This is a genomic window from Calditrichota bacterium, from assembly GCA_016867835.1.
Classification (GTDB): Bacteria; Electryoneota; AABM5-125-24; order Hatepunaeales; family Hatepunaeaceae; genus VGIQ01.
In genome coordinates this window covers 25,027-49,031 of record VGIQ01000003.1, presented here as the reverse complement: position 1 = coordinate 49,031, position 24,005 = coordinate 25,027, and the positions used below count along the sequence as shown (strand labels likewise).

Sequence of the window (24,005 nt, the reverse complement as noted above, 5' to 3'; positions counted from 1 at the left end):
CAATGAAGGAAATTGAGTTTTCAGAACATGCCCTTGAGCAGATGCGACATCGAGGCACAAACCCTGCAGAAGTTATTCAGGCAATACGAACTGCAGAGTGGATCAAATCTAAAGCAGATCGGTATGAATGCAGGCTAAATTTCAGATTCGACGACGTTTGGAATGGGATAGGTTATCATCTGAAACAGGTTCGACCAATATTCGTTCTTGAGACCGACACGATTGTCATCATTACGGTATACACCTATTATTTCAACGAGTAAATCATGAAAATCACCTACGACTCCCGCGTCGATGCGCTCTATATTCGATTTCGGGACGCCACCGTTACAACTGAGCATCTCTCTGAAGGAATAGCCGCTGACTATGATTCCGAGGGACATCTTGCGGGGCTTGAAATCCTCGATGCTTCCACGCGCCTTGGAGATAAACAGACCTTCAGGCAAATCGTGCTTGAAGATTTGGTGTTTGGTGGCAGCCGGTAGCATTTCGATGGCAAAGAGAAACGTCACCCGCTTCGAACTGACCGGCGGCTACCAGATCAAGGTCTGGTTCAAGAACGGCAGATCAGGCGAGGTTGACATTGGAGAATTGACGGGTTTTGAAGGCGATTATTATGCGCCGCTCAGGGATCCGGCATACTTTCGTCAAGTTACCATTGACGAGGACTTCGGCGCGATTCGCTGGCCCAACGATGCCGACATCGATCCGCTCGCGCTCTACGCCAAAGCCACCGGCACCCCGCTAACCGTCCGCGTCTAGAAAGAGGAGGTGGTGGAGGTATGAGTGCTAGAGTGAAGAAGGACGCAGGTGAATCCCCGAGTAATTACGAGACCACTCTTGATTCCCTTCTTCCATATGACAGGGTATTCCTGCGCTCATTGGCGTGGGAGTATTTATGGGCCTCTATTCCACCGAAGAAGGTAGGCGAGGCACTCCAATATCTTCAGAACGCGAGGATAGCACTCGGAATAGAACCTTTGAAGGATCCTGCAGCGCGAGAGAGACTCCAAGTGCTACGAAGATCGTTTAGTAAGGATCCAAAAGCGAGTCCATTGGAATTGATTGACGCAACTTATTGGCGTAGTCATTGGTCCCTCTTGCACCTGCCATCTCATTTGCGAATCAGAGTGTTGGCGCGAGATGCGATACTCATTGGGGTCGATCCAAGAGCGGAAAAGGAGAATTTTCATCGATACAGAATTTCTTTTCGATATCAAGCGCTTCCAATAATGGAAGCAGTTGTTGGAACCGGCAAACCCCCAAGTTATTTGGACGAAGATCGAAGGGGGCTATATATGCTGAACACTCCAAATGGCCTATACTTAGGTCAATCATCTGAATTCGCAACTCGATATATAGAGCACGCAAAGCGACAGCCGAAGTGGTGGTACTTTGTCTCGCCAGTAATTGAAAGGGAAAACGGCCCGAATAATGGAGGTGATTATGTGAAGCCTTTCGCACCATATAAGGTTTCTCTTGACACACTCTTTGGGGCAGAGTCGCTGTGGATAGGATTTTGGAGTGAAATCTGCAAGACAGACAACAAACAAAAGGGTAAAGACACGCTGCCCGAGTATCGCTACCTTCAAGAAGCAATACTTTTAGTTGAGGCGGCAGCGGCATCCCTCGTATGGTTGTTAACGGAGGGGATCAGGACAATTGGAATCGGCGATATCATAAAGAAAATTCCTTTTCATAGAAAGCACCAGGGTTGGCCGGATGGATACCTTAACTTGGGCAATATAAAGAGATAAAGACAATGAAACTTCAATCATCCTTGAACCCTCCCCCGAGGGCGGCTACACCGCCTATGTTCCCGCCCTACCGGGGTGCGATCAACCGGTTGAGACCCTTCAATTCGTTCAGGGTGATATTTCGGAAGCCCATCAGCATCAGCTCAGCATCAACATTAGTCATTAGTCATTAGTCATTGTTCATTATGCCCGAAACACTCTCCCGCGCCCATTTCTCCGTCGCCGACCTGAACGACAAGGACGACGCGGACGAATACTGGCGCTCGCGCACCTTTGCCGAGCGTCTGGCGCACATCGAATACTTACGCAAGGTTAACTTTGGCGATCTTGCTCAGCAGCGACTTCAAAGAATTTTTGAAGTTGTTGACTTCCCACAAAGTTAGGTATCTGCTCATCGGCGGCTTTGCGGTCGGCGTTCACGGCTACCCGCGCGCGACAGGGGATATGGACCTATGGGTGGCCATCGACCCCGATAATGCTGATCGAATTGTATTGGCAATTCGAGAATTCGGCTTCGATCTGCCGGACTTGAACCGGGAGTCGTTCGTTCAGAAGAACAAGGTGATTCGTATGGGGCTTCCGCCGCAGCGTATCGAGTTGCTGACCTCCATCTCCGGCGTCGATTTCGACGACTGCTTTGCGAAGCGAGAGATGGTGGAGATCGATGGCATCAAGGTATCCCTCATCGACCGCGCCAGCCTGATCGCCAACAAGCGAGCCGCCGGCCGCCACCGCGACCTCGATGACCTCGAACATTTAACCTAAACCGTGTGCATTAGCATCATCATCATCATCATCTGAATGGCAACTACCGCAGACATCAAAAAGGGCGTCGTCATCGACCTTGAAGGCGGGCTCTGGACCATCGTCGATTTCCAGCACGTCAAGCCCGGCAAGGGCGGCGCCTTCGTCCGCAACACCTTGAAGAACATCGTTACCGGCAAGGTGATCGACCGGACGCTTCGCTCGGGCGAAAAGATCGAGATCATCAAACTCGACCCGCGCCAGATGCAGTTCCTCTACCACGACGGCGACCACTTCCAGTTTATGGACCAGGAGACCTTCGAACAGGTCGCGGTGCCGGAAGCCGTCGTCGGCGATGCCGCGCTCTTCCTGAAGGAAGGCGAGATCGTCAAGATCGCCTTCAACGACGAGACGCCGCTCACTATCGAAATCCCCTTCTTCATCGAATACACGATCGTCCAGTGCGAGCCGGGCGTCAAAGGCGACACAGTATCGAACGTTACCAAACCCGCGAAGATCGAGACCGGCGCGACCGTGCAAGTGCCGCTCTTCGTCGAATCCGGCGAGCGCATCCGGGTTGACACCCGCACCGGTCAGTATATCGAACGGGTCCGCTAACCAGGGCGAAAGGCCCCGCAAATGAACTACGCCGACATCAAACGGCTTGTAAGACTCGTCGAGTCGAGCGACATCGCCGAACTCGAACTGGGAGAGGGCGAATCGCGCGTCCGAATTGCCAAGTCGAATACCTCCGGGCAGGCAACTGCGATCCCATTCCCGGCGATGTTTCCGATTCCTGCGGGAATGCCGCCGGCATCTGCCGCTCCGGTTACACCCGCGACTGCGCCGGATGCCACTGCGGCTGCGCCGGTCGCCGCGCCGGCACGGAAACTGATCGAAGTCCAGTCGCCGATGGTCGGCACCTTCTATCTGGCGCCGGCGCCGGAGGCACCGCCCTATGTCCAGCCGGGCGATCAGGTCAAGCCGGGCAAAGTGCTCTGCATCATCGAAGCGATGAAGTTGATGAACGAGATCGAGGCCGAAGTCTCAGGGCGGATCGTAGAAGCGCTCGTGGAAAACGCTCAGCCGGTCGAGTTCGGGCAGGTGCTCTTCCGCATCGACCCGGCCTGATGTTCAAGAAAGTCCTGATCGCCAATCGCGGCGAAATCGCGCTCCGGGTCATCCGCGCCTGCCGGGAGTTGGGGCTGAAAACAGTGGCGGTCTATAGCCAGGCCGATGCCGATGCCCTCCATGTCCGGTTCGCCGATGAAGCCATCTGTATTGGCCCGGCGAAGTCGCGCGACAGTTATCTCCACATCCCCCGTCTCATCGGCGCCGCCGAAATCACCGGCGCCGATGCCATCCATCCCGGCTACGGCTTCCTCGCCGAAAACGCCCAGTTTGCCGAAATCTGCGCCGAATCGAACCTCGCCTTCATCGGCCCCGCCCCCGAGACGATCCGCAAAATGGGCGACAAAGCGCTTGCCCGGCGGACGATGGAGGAAGCCGGCGTTCCGATCCTGCCCGGCACGCGCGATGCCGTCCAGTCTGAAGAGGAAGCCATGGCCGAGGCGGGCCGGATCGGCTATCCGGTGATCATCAAAGCCGCCGCAGGTGGCGGTGGAAAAGGTATGCGGGTCGTCAAGACCGCGGAAGATCTCCCCCGCCTGTTTGGCATGGCCAAGGTCGAAGCCGAGACCGCCTTTGCCGACGGATCGGTCTATATCGAGAGATACCTCGAAGGCCCCCGGCACATCGAAGTGCAAGTGATGGGCTATCGTAGCGGACGCTCGCTCTCGTTCGGAGAACGCGACTGCTCAGTGCAGCGACGGCATCAGAAGTTGATCGAAGAAGCGCCTTCGCCCGTGATCTCCGAAGACTTGCGACGAAACTTGACCGATGCCGCCGTCCGGGGCGCTGAAGCGGTCGAATACCTCGGCGCCGGGACGATCGAATTCCTCGTTCAGGGCGGCGAGTTCTTCTTCATGGAGATGAACACCCGCATCCAGGTCGAGCACCCGGTTACCGAGCAGATCTTTCGCACCGATCTCGTCAAGGAACAGATCCTCGCCGTAAGCGGGCGCGAACAGCCGCCATCCCTTCCGGCTATCGAGGGTCACGCCATCGAATGCCGCATCAACGCCGAAGATCCCGACCGCAATTTCACGCCTTCTCCCGGCACGATAACGGCTTTTCACGTCCCTGGTGGGATGGGCGTCCGCGTCGATACCCACGCCTACGCCGGCTATACGATCCCCCCGCACTACGATTCACTGATCGCCAAATTGATTGCCTACGGCAACGACCGCGAGGAAGCCATCGCCCGGATGCTGCGGGCTCTCGACGAGTTCGTCGTCGAAGGCATCGCCACGACCATCCCGCTCCATAAGCGCATCCTGCGCGACGAACGTTTCCGCACGAGCGCCTATTCGACGCGGTTTATGGAAGAATTTCAGGCGTGATAGAAACATGGAGGTCGGTATTCATCCCGCCCGATTAGACTACTTGGAGGGTGGGATTTATCCCGCCCTCACCCGAGCAATTACAACATTTGAGGAGTCAATGAACATCCCACCCGAACTTCGTTACACCAAAGACCACGAGTGGTTTCGCGCCGAAAAGGGCGAAGGCACGGTCGGTATAACGGACTATGCCCAGGGGGAACTGGGCGATATTGTCTTCGTCGATCTGCCTGATATCGGAACCGTCGTCACCCAGGGCAAGCCGTTCGGCTCTATCGAAGCGGTCAAGGCCGCCACCGACCTCTATGCCCCGATTTCGGGCGAAGTCGTCGCCGTCAACGGACTGCTCGACCAGCAGCCGGAACTGATCAATCAGTCACCCTACGGCGACGGCTGGATCATCCGGATTCAGATCGCCGACACGGGCGAAATCGACACCCTGCTCGATGCCGATACCTACCACCGGCTGGTCTCTGCCTCCGGAGGCCACTGATCCTTGAATTACACCTCGCACAGCGATGCCGACCGCGCCGCGATGCTCGCCGCCATTGGCGTCACTTCAATTGACGAATTGCTCTCCAAGGTCATCCCGGAACGCTTTCACCTTCCCGAACCGCTCGACCTCCCACCAGGGCTGACCGAATACGAGGTTTTGAAGGAAATGAAGGCGCTGGCCGGGACCAACCTGCCGGCATCGGAGTCGCTCTCCTTTCTCGGCGGGGGAGTCTATGACCATTATATCCCCGCCGCCATATCGCACATCATCGGCCGGTCTGAGTTCTACACCGCTTATACACCCTATCAGGCCGAAGTCGCGCAGGGGACATTACAGACCATATACGAATTTCAGTCCATGGTCTGCCGCCTGATGGGAATGGACGCCGCAAACGCCTCGCACTATGACGGCGCCACCGCGCTCGCCGAGGGCGCCCTGATGGCAGTTCGCAAGACCGGTCGGAAGGTCGTCGTCGTAGCAGGCTCCGTCAACCCGCACTACCGGGCGGTGCTATCAACCTATTGCACCCCTACCGGCATCGAGGTCCGAACCCTTGACTTGAAGAACGGCCGGATCGACCTGACAACTCTCGCTCCCACGGTCGAAGGCGCCGCCGCGCTGGTCCTTCAGCATCCCAACTACTTCGGGCTTCTGGAGCCGGTAGCCGAATGTGCACGGGCCGCCCATCAAGCCGGAGCGCTGGTAGTGTCGTCCACCTACCCGACCTCGCTTGCACTTCTCAAGCCTCCCGGCGAGTGGGGAGCCGACATCGCCACCGCCGAAGGCCAGCCGCTCGGGGTGCCGATGTCGCTCGGCGGGCCTTATCTCGGGCTTTTCGCCGTCAAGAAAGACCTTGTCCGCCTCATGCCGGGCCGGATCGTTGCCCGTGCGAAAGACCGCCTCGGCCGCGACGGCTTCGTCCTGACGCTTCAGACCCGCGAGCAGCACATCCGCCGCGAAAAGGCGACCTCCAATATCTGCACCAATCAGGCTCTTATTGCGCTCTGCGCACTGGTCTATCTCAGCCTCGTCGGGCGGGACGGACTGCGCCGTGCAGCGGGCAGCTCTTACAAAGGCGCGCACTATCTGGCTGAAAAGGTCGCAGCGCTGCCCGGCTGTAGTCTCCGCTTTAGCGGCGAGTTCTTCAGCGAGTTTCTCCTCGAACTGCCCCGACCGGCTGCAGACGTGCAGAAGCGCTTGGTCAAGCACGGCATACTTGCCGGACCGCTCCCGGGCCGCGACTACCCGGGTATGGAGAACTGCCTCTCCATTGCCGTGACGGAAAAGCGGTCAGTCGAAGAAATGGACCGGTTTGTGGAGGTCTTGAAGACCGCGCTCCACCAGACCGATTAGCCTCTTATCGCGTAGGGTCGGATTCCGATCCGACCATTTGTGTCGTGTTTCGCGTAGGGTCGGATTCCAATCCGCCTTATCGCGTAGGGTCGGATTCCAATCCGACCATTTGTGTCCTGTTTCGCGTAGGGTCGGATTCCAATCCGCCTTATCGCGTAGGGTCGGATTCCGATCCGACCATTTGTGTCCTGTTTCGCGTAGGGTCGGATTCCAATCCGCCTTATCGCGTAGGGTCGGATTCCGATCCGACCATTACCTTGCGTAGGGTCGGATTCCAATCCGACTAACTTTAGAAAGGAACGACCTATGATTTCCCTCCCGACGATCTTCATCGTCATCGTCGCGATTTTCATCCTCGCCAGCGCCATCAAGGTGCTGAACGAGTATGAGCGCGGCGTCATCTTCCGGCTCGGGCGTGTGATCGGCGCCAAGGGGCCGGGTATCATCCTGCTGATCCCGATCATCGACCGCATGGTGCGCATATCTTTGCGGGTCGAAGCGCGCGACGTCCCGCCGCAGGACTGCATCACCAAGGACAATGTCTCGATCCAAGTCAATGCGGTGATTTACTTCCGCGTCGTCGAACCTAATAAATCGATCGTAGCCGTCGAGAATTACCTCTATGCGACGCTCCAGTTCGCCCAGACGACGCTCCGCTCGGTGATCGGCCAGGTCGAACTCGACGAACTCCTGGCCGAGCGCGAGAAGGTCAACATCCGCCTGCAGGAAATCATCGACCGGCATATCGAGCCGTGGGGCGTGAAGGTTTCGTCGGTAGAGATCAAGCACGTCGATCTGCCACAGGAAATGAAGCGCGCCTGGGCCAAGCAGTCCGAAGCCGAGCGGGAACGTCGCGCCAAGATCACCCACGCCGAAGGCGAACTGCAAGCCTCAGTAAAACTCGCTGAAGCCGCACAGGTAATCTCGAAAGACCCGATCGCACTGCAGTTGCGCTATCTCCAGACGCTGACCGAGATCGCCACCGAAAAGAACTCGACGATCGTCTTCCCCATTCCGATCGACATCCTGAAGCCGCTGATGGGCACCCCGCAGCAAAAGCAGATCGAGGGGAGTTAGGGGTTTACCTTCGTCATTCCCGCGAAGGCGGGAATCCAGAAAGGAAGGAGCGTCCGGAGGGCGGACATCCCTGTCCGCCCTTTTCCCCCACAGTAGAGGGGAACCCATGGGTGTTGCTCTTCGCACATCCACCGCTCTGCGGGGGGACCATAGGGGGGCACTCCGCGCAGGTGGGAATCCAGTAATCCCACACTGCGCAGCAGGAGGGAACTGAAAGGGGATTGCCTATTCCATCCCCCCGCTCTGCGGGGGTCTATAGTCTGGGGAGATGGGTAACAAACGTGCGGGGAGATGAATGGGGGTACATGTTCATTTCCAGATTAGAAAATCTCACCGATCGAGTATAAAATCAACAAACGCAAGCACATACCTCCTGACAACGGCTCACTTGCCCTCCAGCCTGGGTCTCCCATTGCCAGCGATGGAGACATCTTTGAAACTCACGGAATCTTTACGCCCCATTTCATTAACGAACAGCGGGACACGCTGCTTGCTGCCGTCCCCGCCGAATCGGCTCAAGATCTGTTTGAATCGGCGGCTGCCATTTACCTATCCGTCGTCAAAGCCCAGCGGTCGATCAAAGCCCACTCCGAAAAAGGAGGCATGAGCGAGAGTCAGACCGAAACCGACCTCTTTGACAAAATCCTCCCCCTGCTCGGCTTTGCCTTCCATCGCCGATCTTTCCAGTTGGTTGGCTTCCCTGATTATATCCTATATGATGGCGAAGAGGCCAAAACCCAGTCCGGTCAACTGCCCGATGAGCAACGTTACCAACTAGGCATCGGGTTGCTTGAGGCGAAGATGTTCGACCTCCCGCTCGACCGTAAATCCCGCCGCGAAACGCCCGGCTTGCCCTATTATCGACAGATAAGGAACTACCTCACTGACCGCCCGGGCTCGCCCATCAATTGGGGGATTCTCTCAAACGGCAACGAGTGGAGACTCTATCACAGCAAGGACGATGTAACCTCCTATTTTTCGATGAGACTCTCCAGAGTCCTCGCCGATCTGGACAGTCTCCGGCTCTTTCTTGCGCTCTTTGGTAGGAGCGCCTTCGCGAAAGGCGACGACGGCTTTTCAAGGCTCGATTCGCTCTGGAACAAGTCCCTCGCCCGACGGCAGGACCTCGAAGAGCGCCTCCGCGTCCGCGTCTTCAAACTCGCCGAAATCGTCGCAAATGGATTCTATACCCCCAAGGTCAACAACAAAATCCGTGAAGACCAAATAGAGGAAGTCTTTACCTACAGCCTTATCCTTCTCTATCGCCTCCTGTTTGTCCTCTATGCCGAATCGCGCGAGTTACTTCCAGTTCAAAAGTGGGGATCCGGCGCGCGTAAAAGATATCGCGAACTTTATTCGCTAAGGCAGTATCAGGAAATCCTTCCCAATTCCAGTTATCGATCGGAAGACGATGTCCACACGACAATGTGGCCAATATTGGTGGAACTCTCTAAAACGATTGACGGAGAAAACGAGGCAAGAAGCGAAAGCCTCGGTATCCCTCGCTATAATGGCGGACTATTCGACCCTAAGAAATACTATCGGATTTCAACCATTGATACTTCCAAAGGCGCTTGGTTTCTCGGCAACTATACCGTCCAGCAGTTACTCAAAGGGCTAATCTATGCCCCACTCCCCTCCTCAGATGACGACACCATTTCCGTCGATTTCAAGGAGACCATCGATTACGCCTCGCTCAGCGTTCTGCAACTCGGTTCGATCTACGAAGGACTACTCGAATATAAGCCGAAACTCGCTAATGGCAGGATCAAATTCGTGGAGGTTCGCCAGCAGGCCCGCGCCCGCAGCGACCGCAAAGTCTCCGGTTCCTATTACACCCCCGAGTGGGTGGTCGATTATATTATCGAGGAGACACTTGCTCCCCTGATTCAAAAGGTTAGGGATTCACAGCCTGTTTCAAAGGGTCTTCCGAATTCGTTCGCGGAGGGCGTCCTCAAACTCCGTCTCCTCGACCCGTCGATGGGCAGCGGTCACTTCCTGGTCCGGGCAACCGAATACCTCGGCGATCTAATTGCCGACCACCCGACCAGCGCACCGGCAAATCCCGACAAGCCCGACGATCTCAAGGCCAATAAAGCCTATTGGCGGCGCCGGGTGGTCGAATCCTGTATCTACGGCGTCGATCTTAACGATCTGGCGGTCGAATTGGCGAAACTCGCGCTCTGGCTCACCTGTATCACGTCCTCGAATCCGCTCAACTTCCTCGACCATCACCTTCGGCACGGAAACTCGCTTGCTGGATCGACCACCGACTTGTTTGGGTTCGTTCCTGAGAGGCTGCGCAGAAAGGATGGCGCTCTATTCGAAGCCACAGGAGTCCAGACCGCGCTTAACGATGCCATCGAGGCGCTGAGCCGTATCCATGAGATGCCGAGCGACAACTATCCCCAGGTGAAAGAGAAGGAAGCCATTTTCCGCCGCGAAGTCTTGCAGCGTCTCTCACCTTTCGAGAACATCGCCCACCTCCGCACCGCTGCCGATTTCGGTTACGATATCGACCAGTTGAAATACACCGAACTCTGCGAAAAACTGCTCGGCGGAGACAAACTCCCCGATGACGCAGGAGACATTAGACACCGCAATCGATTCTTTCACTTTGAACTTGCCTTTCCCGAAGTCTTCTTCCATCCCGGCGAGCCGCGAGGATTCGATGCTGTCATCGGCAACCCGCCTTATGTCCGGCAGGAATCACTCGGCGCGGTCAAAGAGTTTCTGGATGTCCGGTTCACGACTTCCAGCGCCACAACCGACTTATACATTGCGTTCATCGAGCAGGCATTCAACCTGATGAGAGAGGGCGGACGTTTCGGTTACATCGTTTCAAACAAGTGGATGCGGGCAGCTTATGGGGAAAAATTACGGGAGTTTCTGCTGGCGAAGCGGCTTGAGAAACTGGTAGATTTCGGAGAGGCAAAGGTCTTCGACGAACCCGCAGTGATGCCGATGATCGTCATCGCCTCGAAGCAGCCGCCGGAAGGTGAGCCGCGCTTTGCGGCTATCCCCGAACTGCCCGCGAAAAGCAACGATGTTCAAGCAAAACAGATTAGGGCGATCTTCGAAGACTCCGCGTTCCCGCTTTCGGCAGGGGCTTTGTCACCTACAGGTTTCACTTTGGTGCAAAGAGGCTTGGTGGACGTGTTTGAGAAGATGCGGGAAGCGGGAAAGCCGCTCGGGGAGTATGTAGGTAATCAAATATACTATGGTATAAAGACCGGGCTTAACGAAGCTTTCGTCATCACCGCCGAACAGCGCCAGCGCCTCATCGACAAGGATCCGAAATCGTCGGAGATCATCGTCCCCTTCGTCAAGGGCGACGATGTGCGCAAATGGCGGGTTAACTATCGGGACAGATACTTGATTATGACTAAAATAGGAGTTGATATTGAAGAATATCCTCTAATTTTCGATCATCTTAAGGACTATCAACCGCAACTTGAAAAGCGTCAGGATCAAGGCAAACACTGGTGGGAATTGAGAGCATGCGATTATTACGATGAATTTCTCAAACCGAAGATTATTTGGCCCGATATTGCTATGGAAAGTAGGTTTGCCTACGACATTCATGGCTTATATTCGATTCAAACGTGTTACATTATGCCTACAAATGATCTATTCCTTACAGGATTACTAAACTCGAAGGCTGTTTGGCAATACTTATTACGCCATTCAGCTGTATTAGGTGATCCTGATATGAAGGGTCGCATAAGACAAATACGACAATATATGGTCTCGGTTCCCACTTCCGGAAATGGCAATAAGTTGGCTATTACGGGCCTAACAGATCATGCCTTAAGAATCAAGGACAGTATACTTATCTCCCCCGGCCTTGCCGAGCGCCGCCGACTCGAGGCGCAACTTGCCGAAGTCGAGCGCGCCATCGACCGCGCGGTCTATGAACTTTACGGCTTGACAGAGAAGGAAATTGCGATTGTGGAGGGGCGCTCGTAGCGCCATCATCCTGATGGCATGCCGCCAGCATGGCGGCGCTACGGTTTCATCAGCATCAGCATTGGCATCAGTCATCAGTCATTAGTCATCATCAGCACCTTCCGTCACCCTTCCGTCACCGCGTATCTCTATGCTGCCACGCAGGATACGCCCTTTCGGTGACGAAGTGACGATTTTCTTGCTACACACCCCCCAAAATCCCTATTACGCTTCCCATGCGCCTTTCCCGCTTCCTTGCCTTGGCCGGAGCCGCCTCCCGCCGCAGCGCCGAAGACTTGATCTGCGCCGGTCGCGTCCGCGTCGGCGGCAAGGTCGTCCTCGACCCGGCGACCGGTGTCGAAGAGACCTCCGACATCACCCTCGACGGCGCGCCGCTCGAGATTGCCCGGGCGCGCACCTATATTATCTACCACAAGCCGGCCGGCGTCATCACCACGTTGGCGAAGAGCCGCGAACCTGGGCTTTCGCTGCCGGAAGCGCTGCCTGACCTCCCCGAGCGGCTCTTCCCGGTCGGTCGGCTCGACCGCGAAACGACCGGCCTGCTGATCCTGACCGACGACGGCGACCTTGCGTTCCGCTTGATTCATCCCCGCCATGAGGTCGAAAAGGAATACCTTGTCCGACTGAACCGCCCGCTTGGCTCCCGCGACTTTGAGCGCATCCGCAAGGGCATCATCATCGACGAGCGCAAGGTGGAGGTCTCGGCGCTTCTCCCGGCTCCGGGAGGACGTTGCCGGGTCGTCATCCACGAAGGCCGCAAGCACATCGTCCGGCGGCTCTTTCGGGAACTGAAGTTGACGGTCGTCGAGTTGAAGCGGACGCGAATCGGGCCGGTGGCGCTCGGCCGGCTCGGGGTCGGCAGATGGCGTAAGTTGACACCGGGCGAGGTGCAGCGGCTGAAGCAGACAGCCGGGCTTTGAAATGGAGAATTTAGAATGAAGAATGAGTCCGCAAATCAAAACCTCGACTCGTGCACGCCGGACAAGGGCATCCGGTATGCATATACCTTGATACCAAGGGGTGCATTTTGGTGTCATCCTGAACGAAGTGAAGGATCTCGTTTGGGATGCCTATCTTCAGGTTGGGATGCTTCACTGCGTTCAGCATGACATGCCAGCAATCAGATGCACTGATCAATAATAGATATACTTCACCATCTAACTTCCTGTGTTCAACATTCTGCATTTTGCATTCTTCATTCAATTAGACGCCCAACTGGCGCTCGTCCTGAACGGTGCCTTCCGCAACCCTCTCTTTGATGTCGCGATGCCCTTCCTCGACCGCAACGTAAACTGGATGGGGCCTCTGTTGCTGGTTTGGCTCGGGGTGATGATCTGGGGCGGCAAACGAGGCCGCATCGCCGGGGTGCTCGCGGTCGTCGTCGTGATCCTGACCGACCAGATCAGTTCCGGGCTGGTCAAACCGCTCGTCGAACGGATCCGGCCCTGCAACGTCATCCCGGGACTGCATTACTGGTCGAAAGAGGGCTGGATCGTCATACCCGACGTGATCGAGGTCGTCTATAAGAGGTCGTTCTCGTTCCCGTCGTCGCATGCCGCGAACTCGATGGGGCAGGCACTCTGGTGGGCTTTGTTCTATCCGGCGGGAAGGTGGTGGTATCTGGGCGGTGCGCTGGTAATCGGCTATTCGCGCATCTACATCGGTGTGCACTATCCGGGCGACGTCATCGGCGGCTGGATTATTGGGGCGGTTAGTTTCGGTATAGTCTGGTGGGTTGGATCCAAAGCCGGCTGGGTGCGAAATCCAAATCCAAATGGAGCCCGATTTGCGGCGTGAGTATGACGACTCAGCCGCCGGACGAGGACGTCCGGCGGCACAGCGCCGCCAGATGAGACTTACTACTTGAGGACGACCAGCCGGACTGCTGACGTCCGTCCGTCCGCCACCACTCGATAACTCCCCGATGGAAGTGCCGTCAGGTCGAGGTTGAACGCTTCCCGGACGTCACCGCTTGATCTTAACACTTCCCGCCCGCGCAGATCATAGAGCACGACATTACTGGATAGACCACCGAATCGAATCTGCGCCGACCGGTTGGCCGGATTGGGGAAGATCACCGCTTCATAGTTGACCGGCTTTGCGATCGGGCCTACTGGTGCATTTAGATCGTCCTCGCCCCAGCGCGCCATCAGGCTTCCTTCACCGCAAACGACCGCCCGGTCAGGGCCAAGCGGCACAACGTCCCGGACGATGCTCCGCGCCGGAAGGCCGGCATCCTGCCAGGTCCATCCGGCGTTGACACTCCGCATCAGTTCCCCGTCGCCTCCGCGCAGCCAGGCGACGCCTTCGTCGGGCATGCTGACACCGATCGGGATGAAGTCGAATCCGCCGCGCGCCTGCCAGTTAGTGCCGCCGTCGGTGGTGAAGTAGAATCTCGGTTGAACGCGGTCGATGGATACGGCATAGCCCCGGCGCCGGTCAAGAAAGCCAACATCGTTGGCCGGTCCGAAGGGCGTCGCGACCCGCTGCCAAGTGCGCCCGCCGTCGGTGGACTTGCGCATCGAGTCGTTCGGCGATGCAACGAAGAGCGTATCGCGGTTCACGACCGCCAGCCCGGTCAGAATGGCTCCGTTGCGCGTAACGACTGTCGTCCTCCAGTCCAGTCCGTCGTCGGTAGATGCAACCTGATCGCCCGCCAGCGCAAAGCCGCGCCCACCTACGAAAACGATCCGGCTCACCTGTGTTTCGGCAATAGAGACCGGCTCCCAGGTTCTCCCGGCGTCTTCCGTCCGAAACTCGCGTGAGGTTGATCCGGCCGCATAGCCGGTCTCGTCGTCGGTGAAGTGTATGGCGAAGATGTTGACGCCTTCTGCGACTGCTCCGGTGCTCCAGGTTGCCCCGCCGTCGTCGGTCCGGCCAAAGAGACCATCTTCGCCGCAGAACCAGCCGGTCGATGGGATGCGAAAGTGCAAATCGTAGATCGTTCCTTCGCCGAGGCGGCGGGTTGTTTCGCGCCAGTTCCTACCGTCCCGGGCAGTGATTAAGGTCCCGTCGCTGCCACCGACATAGGCTGTGTTGCCGGCGCTCCCGAGGCACCAGAGCAGTCTCTCGCTTGAAAGTGCTGTCTCCCAGCGGATGCCGTCCGGCGAGGTCATTATGGCTGCCGGAGCATTGCCGCCTTCGCTGATGGCTACCCATTGCCCGTTGTCCAGCATCGTAAGCCCGGTGATACGGGTTCGGGCCGGCGTTTCGACAGCGTCCCACCTGGCACCGCCGTTGGTCGTCCGCAGCATCACCGCGGTATTGAAATTTCCTCCCGCTACAATGCCTGTCGTGGCGTTGACGAAATGAACAGTATGGAGCGCAAGGCCGGTGCCGGTGGCGATACGCACCCAGTGATCTCCGCCATCATCAGTCCTCGCGGCATAGCCATTCGACCCGACCGCCCAGCCGAGGGATCCATTGGCGAAGTGCAGGTCGTGGATCGTCATACCGCGACTCTCCGGGAGAATCGTCTTTGTCCAGTTGATTTCGCCATTGTTGCGATAGACCGCTGCTACTGGTACGCCTTGCACATCATAGGTCGTCCCGGCTACCCAGCCGAGTAAAGCCGGTCGAAAGGTAACCGCCGTTGGACCAAAGGGATCGAAGTCCCCTCCCAATTCCCATCGATCCCAATCCTCACCCCCATTATCGGTGTAGAATAAGGCTCCGGTGAACGGCGCTTCATGGTAGGTGCCGCCAAGAAGCGCCAGCCGGTTGTTGAACGCTTCAATCCGCCACGGCCCTGTCGCCAGATGGCGCGGAGAGGCGATCTCCGTCCAAGATTCTCCGCCGTTCACGGTCTTTAGCAGCATCGCGACATCGTTGACAAGATAGCCGGTATCAGGGCTGATGAAGTCGAGCGAAACGATGCTCCCTGGCGCCGGCCAGGGGCTGATCACCTCCCAACGGGGAACGCCGGATGATCTCTCAGCAAGCAACAGACCAAACAGGGCGAGCGCAAAATGCAGAATGCAGATTGCGGAATGCTTAGTTACAAACATCACTCTGACGACCTCACAAGTCCATATTATTACTTGGTCAGATGCTCTTGTACTCTCCCCACCAGTTTTGCGGGGGGGAATGTAGGGGGGTAATCTTGGTTTGATCCATATTCCCCCCTGCCGTCCCCCCGCAAAGCAGAGGGACTTGAAGAGATGAAAATGCCACCATTAATAACATATTCATCAACTTCTTCATTGACATTAGTTGTTGGTCATTAGTCGGTGATGACTTCGCATTCCCAAGTAACGTCGGCAATCTGCCTCAGCATCCCGAAGACCGAGCAGTAGGTTGTATGCGAGAGGTTGACGGCGCGCTCCATCTCATCTTTGGTGATACCCTCGCCTTTGGCGCGGTAGGCAGCGTGAATCGACTCATAGATGCGGGGATGTTCGGCGCGTTTGACGCCGGTCAGGTGCACTTCGAGATGTTCGAGTTTCAACTGCCGTTTGCGCAGAATGAACTCGACATCCATACCACTGCAGGCGCCGGCGGCCTGGAGGACGGTCTCCATCGGCGACGGGCCTGACGTCGGTTCGCCAGCCGGTCGGGAGTCGAAGAGGATGCCCTGCCCGGTAGGATTAGCGCCTTCGAAGCGGGATTCGCCGCGCCAGGTGACGACGGCATGTAACTCAGTCTTGGTTGCTCCCATCCTATTTCCCTTGAATGATGACAATAGTCAATGTAAATTAGGATTGTGCCTTTTCCCAGCGGAGCGGCGGATCCGGCCCGTCCTAGAGACTTTCAAACGACCGCGACCGACGGCGCGGCGCGCGCCGGAATCCTGACGACGCCGCATGGGATCGTCCGGACGCCTGCTTTCCTGCCGGTAGGGACGGTCGCATCGGTCAAAGGCCTTGGTCCCGATGAACTACGCGCTGCCGGGGTCGAGATGGTGCTCGGGAACACCTACCATTTGCACCACCGTCCCGGTGAAGAGTTGGTTGCCAGTATGGGGGGACTGGCAGCCTTTATGGGCTGGAACGGGCCTACCTTGACCGACTCGGGCGGCTTTCAGGTCTTCAGCCTCTCCGAAACGCGCAAGATCGACGAAGCCGGCGTAGCCTTCCGGTCGGTCTATGACGGCCGACTGGTGCACCTGACGCCGGAAAGGGCAGGAGATATCCAACGTGCCTTGGGCGCCGATCTGATCTACGCCCTCGACGAGTGTCCACCCTACCCGGCATCGCGGGACGAGGTCGATCGCGCTACTGCACTAACGACCCGCTGGGCCGAGCGGTTCCTGAGTCACTTGAGGCAGACATCGGATAAGCGCTCTCAGCAGGGGTTGACGGTTGTCATCCAGGGCGGTCTCTTCGACGATCTGCGGGTGCGTTCGCTGGAGGAGTTGGCCTTGCTTGATCCGGACACCTTTGCCATTGGAGGCGTGTCGGTCGGCGAGCCTCCGCAGGAAATGTATCGGGTCGCGGAGATTTGTTGCAGCCGCCTGCCTTCCGACAGGGTGCGACACCTGTTAGGCGTCGGGACGCCGGAAGACCTCCTGACCTGTATCGGATTCGGAGTCGATCTCTTCGACTGCGTCCTGCCGACCCGCAACGGCCGCAACGGGGAGACTTTCACATCGTCCGGTCGTATCGACCTGCGCCTGGCTCGCTTTCGCAGCGATCAGGGCCCGCTCGACCCGATATGCGGCTGCCCGGCCTGCCGCAACTTCAGCCGCGCTTATTTGCATCACTTGACGACCGCCGGTGAACTGTTGGGAATGCGACTGCTAAGTCTGCACAACATAGCCTATTACGAGCACTTGATGCAGCAGGCTCAAGCCGCGATCGTCAAAGGGGAATTCGGTCAGTGGAAGAAGACTCTTGTAGCCGGCTGGAAGGGCTGATAGTGTGGAAAGTGGAGAGTTGAACGGCGGGCTGGCATGACAGTCATTAGAGCCAGTCGATCGCAAGGGTCAGAGTGGTTACGATTCAGTCTTGTATCGCTTCGCTCCCCCGCTTAGCGGGGGGGCTAAAGAGGGGAAGCACTACTATAATCTGCACCAAGTGATATAACCTGGCGCAACAAGTGTATTTTCTGGCGGTGGTCGTCATGCTGAACGAAGTGAAGCATCACCTCTTCAATATCTCATCCCAAACGAGATCCTTTACTTCGTTCAGGATGACACTACTTGACGCCACCCTTAACGATATGATATCTATTTAGACCTTATGAGGTCATGAGCGATGAGTGCCAAAACTTGGGAACAAGGCAGGCTGACGGCAGTAAGCTTGCCAACTTGCGGGCTGTTGGCAGCCATGATCCTGCCCGGCTGTCGGGAGCCGGAAGTGACCAAGCCGTGGGAATTGAAGCCTGAGAATGTCCGGATCTTGATCGATGAGGGCGCCGCAGCGACCAACGACACCATGCTCCGCATCGCTGTTACTGGCGAACACATCGACCGGATGCACCTTTGGCACGACTCGCTGACGGCCGCAAAAGGGTGGGAGGACTATAGCGCCGAGAGCCTTATTCCGGTGCCGCGTAGAGAGGGCTTGGAGATTATATTCGGGCGGTTTGCAGCGACCGGAGGAGGCACTACCGAGGTGCTCTCGGACTCGATCCGCCTCGACTTCACCGCCCGCATCGACTCGCTCGACGCCTACGCCTATTCCGACACGCTTCGGCCCGGAGATGAAGTGCAGTTTGTGATGACAACTGGAGAACCGGGAGTCGCAGAGATCGAGTTTGGTGAGTTCCTAAGATTCTTCCGGCTCTATTCGGTGGGGTCGGGCGTCTTTCAGCGCAGTATGACGATACCGTCCGGCGTGAACGACACCGCCGCCTATGTCATCGGCACGTTTCGAGACGAAGTCGGCAATCGGGCGGAGAGCTTCCGTGCTGATGCCCGGTTTGTCGTCAGGGGCCATAGCCTCCAGCCCTGGCGCATCGCGCATTTGCCGGTGCCGGACGCCGAGTTTGAGGATGTCGTCTATCGCCACGGCTATTGCTATCTGAGCGACGCCAAAGGCGCATTTCACGTCATCGAGGTCGCCGACCCGGTTCGCCCGCGGCTTACCTACACGAGTCCGGCCGGCATCTGGGCGAACGGCATGACCTTAGACGAGAGGGCTATTTATCTTGCCGATGACGATGAAGGCGTCGTCATTTACGGACTGGGCCGCCCCGGATCCCCTAACGAGGTCGCAAGATCGATCATTCCCGGGAAGGTGCGCGACGTTGCGCTGGCGGGGAGTTATCTCTTCGCGACCTGCCATTTCACCGGCCTCTGGTCGATCGACGTCGCCAACGTCCGCGAGCCGCGGCGAGCCTTTAACTTGCGCCTCACCAATTACGGTGAGGCAATCTCCATCAGCGGTCGGACCGCCTTCGTCATCGGCGAATGGGGGCTGTCGGTGATCGATATCTTCAGTCCCGAATTACCGCGCATTGTGGCCGAGATTCCGGTCGATGGGGTGCCGGTCGGTGTTGAGGCTCTCGACAACCGGGTCATCTTAGCCACCGAGAGTCGGGGCATCAAGGTCTTTGACTGCCGTGATCCGGCAAGCCCAAGTCTGGAGTTCGATCATCCCCGCCATCGCGGGCTGCAGAGCCTGCACCTCGAGATGCCGTATCTTTATGCCGGATTCGGTGACGGTCTGGCAGTCCTGCAGGCTGGACAACTTGCGACCCTGCCGGTGGTAACCGAGTTTCGCAACATGCCTCCGGTGCGGGGAATGACAGTCGGCGGGCGTTATCTTTACGTCGCCTGCACCGGCGCCTTTCAGGTTTTTCAACTCTACTAATCAACAACAGGTTACCTGTGTTCCTTCCTCTCCTTGCAATGGCGCCGCCGCCGGGCGGTCAGCCGGGTTCCGGCGGTTCGGGCCTGCTCGGCCTGCTGCCCTTTCTGCTGATTTTCGTCATCTTTTGGTTCCTGATCTTGCGGCCTCAAGCCAAGCGTCAGAAGGAGCACCAGAAGATGCTCGAAGCAGTTACCAAAGGCGACCAAATCGTCACCTCGGGCGGCTTGCACGGGACTGTGCAGCGGGTGAATGAAAAGGAGGGGACGCTTATCGTCCGCATCGACGATAACGTCAAGGTTGAGATCGACCGCGGGGCGGTAGCGCGGCGGATTTCGGCGGGAGAATAGTCCTTGCGGGTCGTCTTCATGGGGACGCCCCGATTCGCGTTGCCGACGCTGGAAGCGGTGCTGTCAAGCCGTCACTCTGTCGTCGGCGTCGTAACGGCGCCCTCGAAGCCGACCGGCCGGTCGCTTAAGGTCACAGATCCGCCGGTTAAGACGACGGCACTTACAACCGGACTGCCCGTCCTGCAGCCCGACGACCTTAACGATCCCGGATTCGTTTCGGCGCTCGCTGGCTGGCAGCCCGATATTGGGGTCATCGTGGCCTTTCGCATTCTGCCTCCGGCCGTGTTCGGAGTGCCCCGACTCGGCTGCGTCAATCTGCACGCTTCACTCCTGCCCGATCTGCGCGGCGCAGCGCCGATCAACTGGGCATTGATGCGCGGCTTGGAAAAGACCGGCTTGACAACCTTTCTGATCGACAAGGGAGTAGATACCGGGGGGGTTCTCCTGCAGCGTGAAGAGCCTGTTTATCCCGATGATAACGCCGACTCGCTGAGCGAACGCCTCGCGAAACTGGGAGCGAGTCTGATGGTCGAGACCCTGGACGGCATGGAGACGGGATTGATGAAACCTCACCGGCAATCCGGTGCGTTCGGCACGGCTCCCAAACTGACCCGGGACCTTTGCCGTATCGACTGGAGTGCACCTTCGCTCGAGATTCATAACCGGGTGCGCGGGCTGGCCACCGAGCCGGCTGCCTTCACCACTCTCGAAGGAAAGGTGCTGAAGATCCTGCGGACTCGTCTGATGCCGGCCGATACCTTGGATGCAGTGCGTGATCAGGAGACCGGAACGATCACCGTAATCTCGTCCGAAGCGATGATCGTCAAGACCGGCGACAGCCACTTGCAGATCCTCGAACTGCAACTCGAAGGCCGGAGGTGGATGACAACTTCCGAGTTTCTGCGGGGGAGGCGGCTGAGTCCCGGAACCCGGTTAGGCGGGTAGTAGTATAAGAAGCGGTCTCCTTCGCAGCCTACTTTAGGCAACAATCGAAGCGTTGACCTTCATCAGCATAAAGGTAAAATCCAAATTCGCATATGATGTTCCCGTTTTTCGACCCGACCTTCGTCCTGCTCATTCCGGCGATGATCCTCGCCTTCTGGGCTCAGGCGAAGGTCAAGAGCGCCTATCAGAAGTATAGCGAGGTGCGCTCGGCGGCCGGCCTTACCGGTGCACAAGTCGCCCGAAAGATACTCAACCTTAACGGCATTAATGATGTCGAAGTCGAAGCCGTCGAAGGCGAACTGAGCGATCACTACGACCCGCGTAGCCGCAAGGTGCGCCTTTCGGAGGGCATCTATGGCAGTTCCTCACTCGCAGCGCTGGGCATCGCGGCGCATGAAGTGGGACACGCGATTCAGCACCAAAAGGGCTATCTCGCTTTGCAACTGCGACACCTGTTCCTTTGGCCGGCCAACATTGGCTCGACGCTGGCAATGCCGATCTTTTTCGTCGGACTGATCTTCTCCAGTTTCAAGGTGCTGATGGACGTTGGCATTATCCTCTTCCTGGGGGCGCTGACGTTTCAATTGATCACCCTGCCGGTCGAGTTTGACGCGTCGCGGCGGGCGCTGGCTCAGTTGCGCGGAACCGGCTTGATGGCGGACTATGAGATCAGCCAGACGCGCAAGGTGCTGACGGCTGCCGCCTGGACCTATGTCGCGGCAGCGACCGTGACCCTGATGCACCTCCTCCGCATGATCCTGCTGCGGAATTCCCGCGACTGAGAAGAGGCATTCTGTCGTTGCCGGACAGCCCCTTGTCCGCAAGGCAAGTCCGACATTAAGCCGGGCGCGTTCGCCCCGTCCTAACGGTGCTCGCGAGACTCGTCCTTCACGGATGATGCCGCCTCGCGAGGCTGCCATTCGTGCTTATGCCCGGTGGCTGAAGAATCCCGGCCGGATCGAGACCCTTGCCGGGCGGGAACTGGACGCTTCACCCTGGGACCGGCGTGACCGGGGGCTATATCTTGAAATCCTCTACGGCACCGTCCGCCAGAAGGGGCGTCTCGAGTGGATCATAGCGCAACTCGACCGGACGAACGAGTCGCACGACCCGATGGCAATCGCCGCCGTTTCGACCGGGCTTTATCAATTCCTGTTCCTCGATCGGGTGCCGGAGCACGCCATCGTCGATGGGTCCGTTGAAGCTGTGCGCCGTGCCGGCGGCGGAGGGGCTACGGGATGGGTCAATGCACTACTGCGACGAGTCGGCCGTGAAGCGGGGGAGTGGAAAATCCGATTGCCGGACACCGACCGGTCGCCGTCTCCAGCCTTGCTCAGCGTCGAATTCTCCCACCCTGAATGGCTTGTAACCCGCTATCTGAAGCGCCTCGCACCGGACAATCTCCGCCGTCATTTAACCTGGAACAACCGCCGCCCTGAGGTGCATCTGCGCATCAACCGGCTGCGCACGTCTCCAGAGGACTTTCTGGCCGGCAGCCTGGCTCAGGAGTCGGGCGCCCGGCCGCACAGTGTCGATCCCTTTTTCATAACATTGCCTCACGGTATCACCCCGGGCGAGATCGAGGCAGTGCGGAGCGGTCGCGCACAGCCGCAGGATGTCTCGCAGGGACTGGTGGCGAAGTTGCTGAATCCAGATGCCGGCGAAGAGATCCTCGACCTCTGCTCCGCGCCGGGCGGCAAGTGCACCCATATGGCCGAGTTAGCCCCGGATGCGCGCATCGCCGCGACCGACTCTTCAGCGGACCGGCTGACCATGCTCGAAGCGGCGATTCGTCGCAGCGGCTATGCCAACATTGAACTTGTTCCCTACGACGATCTGCTGGCCAGCAAACGGCAGTTCGATGCCGTATTGGTCGATGCGCCCTGCACCGGGACGGGCGTTCTGGCGCGCCGGCCCGATTTGCGCTGGCGCCGTCGGCCGGACGACATTCGCCGGATGGCATCGCTTCAATTGAACCTCCTGAAATACGCTGCCGACCGCGTCCGCCCCGGCGGGAGGATCGTCTATAGCACCTGCTCGGTCGAACCGGAAGAGAACCGCGAACTGATCGGGCAGTTCCTCGCCGATAGGAGCGATTTCGCATTCCGGTCGGGCGCGGGATTGATCCCCGACGATTTGCTCGATGAGGCGGGCCGGATCGATCTCTGGGGCGAAGAGATAGGCGGCGACGGGGTCTTTGCGGTGCAACTAATCCGGCAGAAAGCGGCCGTTCGGGGAGGTAGGTGAAGCGCCGCCGGTGGCAGAACCGGCTCGATCTCATTGCCGGGCTGGTAGTGGTGGGAGTGGGCAGTATCTGGCTGCTGGCCTTTTTCGACAAGATCGTGATGCCGCTGGTGACCCGCGCCGGTGCCGAGGTTGCGGTCCCGAATCTGCGCCGGCTGACCTATAATGAAGCCGAAGTGCTCTGCCGGAAGGCCGGGTTGGTCATCGCGCGCACCCGGGACCGGTTTGACGACCGCATCCCGCCCGGTTCCGTTGTCGATCAATTCCCGCCTGCCGGATCCGTGGTCAAGCCGGGGCGGACGATTGAGTTGGTCCTGGCTGCGTCGCGAGGAATGGCAACAGTTCCGGAATTAAAGGGAAGATCGCCCCGGGAAGCGTTATTGATTGCCGACTCGAGCGGTCTGAAGGTCGATCTGGAGCATCTCCGTTATCGCCATTCGTCGTCCGATCCGGAGGGAGTCATTATCGACCAGAAACCGCTCGCTGGAAGCGACGCCGAACGCGGTAGCGAGGTTCTACTGACCGTCGGTTTGGGAGCCTTTCCCGAACACCCGATCGTTCCCGACCTGTCGGGTCGCTCGCTACCCGAAGTGCGCTTTCTTCTGGCGCGCTACAATCTGACCGCCGGCACCATCGCACGGTATCCCGACCGGTCGAGGCCGCCCGGAACGGTGATCGAACAGACGCCTCGGGCAGGCTCGCCGCTGCCTGAGGATGGCTTGGTTGCAATTAGAATCGCTACCCCTCCGGTCGGCGGAGTTCCGGTTACGGATACGACTCGCTACGGAGAATCGATTAACGACACGGCAGTCCATCCCCGGGAGCGCCGGTGAAGAGCGACATCCGGATCGGAGCCA

Annotated in this window: 23 protein-coding genes; 21 read left to right on the top strand and 2 right to left on the bottom strand. The window is 58.2% G+C overall.

Features of this window, described 5'->3' with window-relative positions; all coding sequences use genetic code 11:
* Positions 1 to 2 precede the first annotated feature (2 nt).
* The 14 genes from FJY67_00835 (at position 3) to FJY67_00770 (ending at position 13,655) form a co-directional block, all read left to right on the top strand.
* Positions 3 to 263 carry a DUF4258 domain-containing protein gene (locus tag FJY67_00835; GenBank protein MBM3328004.1) on the top strand — a complete coding sequence of 87 codons (261 nt, stop codon included), beginning with the start codon at positions 3 to 5 and terminating at the stop codon, positions 261 to 263.
* 3 nt (positions 264 to 266) lie between these two features.
* Positions 267 to 485 (top strand): DUF2283 domain-containing protein, encoded by a 219-nt coding sequence (locus tag FJY67_00830; GenBank protein MBM3328003.1) that lies wholly within the window; start codon positions 267 to 269, stop codon positions 483 to 485.
* A 7-nt stretch (positions 486 to 492) separates the two neighbouring features.
* On the top strand, positions 493 to 762 hold the full coding sequence (locus tag FJY67_00825) for a DUF2442 domain-containing protein (GenBank protein MBM3328002.1): 270 nt from the start codon (positions 493 to 495) through the stop codon (positions 760 to 762).
* A 32-nt stretch (positions 763 to 794) separates the two neighbouring features.
* Positions 795 to 1,757, top strand: coding sequence for a hypothetical protein (locus FJY67_00820; protein ID MBM3328001.1), 963 nt, complete (start codon positions 795 to 797; stop codon positions 1,755 to 1,757).
* A 327-nt stretch (positions 1,758 to 2,084) separates the two neighbouring features.
* Complete coding sequence (locus FJY67_00815; GenBank protein ID MBM3328000.1) at positions 2,085 to 2,522, top strand: hypothetical protein; 438 nt, start codon at positions 2,085 to 2,087, stop codon at positions 2,520 to 2,522.
* Between the two features lie 36 nt (positions 2,523 to 2,558).
* The gene (efp, locus tag FJY67_00810; GenBank protein MBM3327999.1) at positions 2,559 to 3,119 is read left to right on the top strand and encodes an elongation factor P; all 561 of its coding nucleotides are present in this window, start codon (positions 2,559 to 2,561) and stop codon (positions 3,117 to 3,119) included.
* A 21-nt stretch (positions 3,120 to 3,140) separates the two neighbouring features.
* Complete coding sequence (locus FJY67_00805; protein ID MBM3327998.1) at positions 3,141 to 3,632, top strand: acetyl-CoA carboxylase biotin carboxyl carrier protein; 492 nt, start codon at positions 3,141 to 3,143, stop codon at positions 3,630 to 3,632.
* Positions 3,632 to 4,963: an acetyl-CoA carboxylase biotin carboxylase subunit gene (gene accC, locus FJY67_00800; GenBank protein ID MBM3327997.1), complete on the top strand. Its 1,332-nt coding sequence runs from the start codon at positions 3,632 to 3,634 to the stop codon at positions 4,961 to 4,963. The genes FJY67_00805 and accC overlap by 1 nt, the downstream gene beginning before the upstream one ends.
* Positions 4,964 to 5,063: 100 nt before the next feature.
* A complete protein-coding gene (gcvH, locus tag FJY67_00795; GenBank protein ID MBM3327996.1) occupies positions 5,064 to 5,456 on the top strand; it encodes a glycine cleavage system protein GcvH in 393 nt (130 codons plus the stop codon).
* A 3-nt stretch (positions 5,457 to 5,459) separates the two neighbouring features.
* Complete coding sequence (locus tag FJY67_00790) at positions 5,460 to 6,812, top strand: aminomethyl-transferring glycine dehydrogenase subunit GcvPA (protein ID MBM3327995.1); 1,353 nt, start codon at positions 5,460 to 5,462, stop codon at positions 6,810 to 6,812.
* A 306-nt stretch (positions 6,813 to 7,118) separates the two neighbouring features.
* Entirely contained in the window at positions 7,119 to 7,889 is a 771-nt protein-coding gene (locus FJY67_00785; GenBank protein ID MBM3327994.1) for a slipin family protein, read from the top strand.
* A 603-nt stretch (positions 7,890 to 8,492) separates the two neighbouring features.
* The gene (locus FJY67_00780; GenBank protein MBM3327993.1) at positions 8,493 to 11,858 is read left to right on the top strand and encodes a hypothetical protein; all 3,366 of its coding nucleotides are present in this window, start codon (positions 8,493 to 8,495) and stop codon (positions 11,856 to 11,858) included.
* Between the two features lie 215 nt (positions 11,859 to 12,073).
* The gene (locus tag FJY67_00775; protein MBM3327992.1) at positions 12,074 to 12,778 is read left to right on the top strand and encodes an rRNA pseudouridine synthase; all 705 of its coding nucleotides are present in this window, start codon (positions 12,074 to 12,076) and stop codon (positions 12,776 to 12,778) included.
* A gap of 247 nt (positions 12,779 to 13,025) precedes the next feature.
* A complete protein-coding gene (locus FJY67_00770; GenBank protein MBM3327991.1) occupies positions 13,026 to 13,655 on the top strand; it encodes a phosphatase PAP2 family protein in 630 nt (209 codons plus the stop codon).
* A 62-nt stretch (positions 13,656 to 13,717) separates the two neighbouring features.
* Here the strand turns inward: FJY67_00770 and FJY67_00765 are convergent, their stop codons facing one another.
* Together FJY67_00765 and FJY67_00760 are read right to left on the bottom strand one after the other, a co-directional pair.
* On the bottom strand, positions 13,718 to 15,865 hold the full coding sequence (locus tag FJY67_00765) for a hypothetical protein (GenBank protein MBM3327990.1): 2,148 nt from the start codon (positions 15,863 to 15,865) through the stop codon (positions 13,718 to 13,720).
* Positions 15,866 to 16,080: 215 nt separating this feature from the next.
* Complete coding sequence (locus FJY67_00760) at positions 16,081 to 16,515, bottom strand: OsmC family protein (protein ID MBM3327989.1); 435 nt, start codon at positions 16,513 to 16,515, stop codon at positions 16,081 to 16,083.
* A gap of 45 nt (positions 16,516 to 16,560) precedes the next feature.
* Between FJY67_00760 and tgt the strand changes: the two genes are divergently transcribed.
* From tgt to FJY67_00725, 7 genes are all read left to right on the top strand, one after another.
* Positions 16,561 to 17,712, top strand: coding sequence for a tRNA guanosine(34) transglycosylase Tgt (gene tgt, locus FJY67_00755; protein MBM3327988.1), 1,152 nt, complete (start codon positions 16,561 to 16,563; stop codon positions 17,710 to 17,712).
* A 340-nt stretch (positions 17,713 to 18,052) separates the two neighbouring features.
* On the top strand, positions 18,053 to 19,612 hold the full coding sequence (locus FJY67_00750; GenBank protein MBM3327987.1) for a hypothetical protein: 1,560 nt from the start codon (positions 18,053 to 18,055) through the stop codon (positions 19,610 to 19,612).
* Positions 19,613 to 19,650: 38 nt separating this feature from the next.
* On the top strand, positions 19,651 to 19,959 hold the full coding sequence (yajC, locus tag FJY67_00745; GenBank protein MBM3327986.1) for a preprotein translocase subunit YajC: 309 nt from the start codon (positions 19,651 to 19,653) through the stop codon (positions 19,957 to 19,959).
* Positions 19,960 to 19,962: 3 nt separating this feature from the next.
* Positions 19,963 to 20,904 carry a methionyl-tRNA formyltransferase gene (locus FJY67_00740; protein MBM3327985.1) on the top strand — a complete coding sequence of 314 codons (942 nt, stop codon included), beginning with the start codon at positions 19,963 to 19,965 and terminating at the stop codon, positions 20,902 to 20,904.
* Between the two features lie 92 nt (positions 20,905 to 20,996).
* The gene (locus FJY67_00735) at positions 20,997 to 21,686 is read left to right on the top strand and encodes a zinc metallopeptidase (protein MBM3327984.1); all 690 of its coding nucleotides are present in this window, start codon (positions 20,997 to 20,999) and stop codon (positions 21,684 to 21,686) included.
* A 112-nt stretch (positions 21,687 to 21,798) separates the two neighbouring features.
* Entirely contained in the window at positions 21,799 to 23,151 is a 1,353-nt protein-coding gene (gene rsmB / locus FJY67_00730) for a 16S rRNA (cytosine(967)-C(5))-methyltransferase RsmB (protein ID MBM3327983.1), read from the top strand.
* Entirely contained in the window at positions 23,148 to 23,981 is an 834-nt protein-coding gene (locus FJY67_00725; protein MBM3327982.1) for a PASTA domain-containing protein, read from the top strand. Before rsmB ends, FJY67_00725 begins: the two co-directional genes overlap by 4 nt.
* The last annotated feature ends 24 nt before the right edge of the window (positions 23,982 to 24,005 follow it).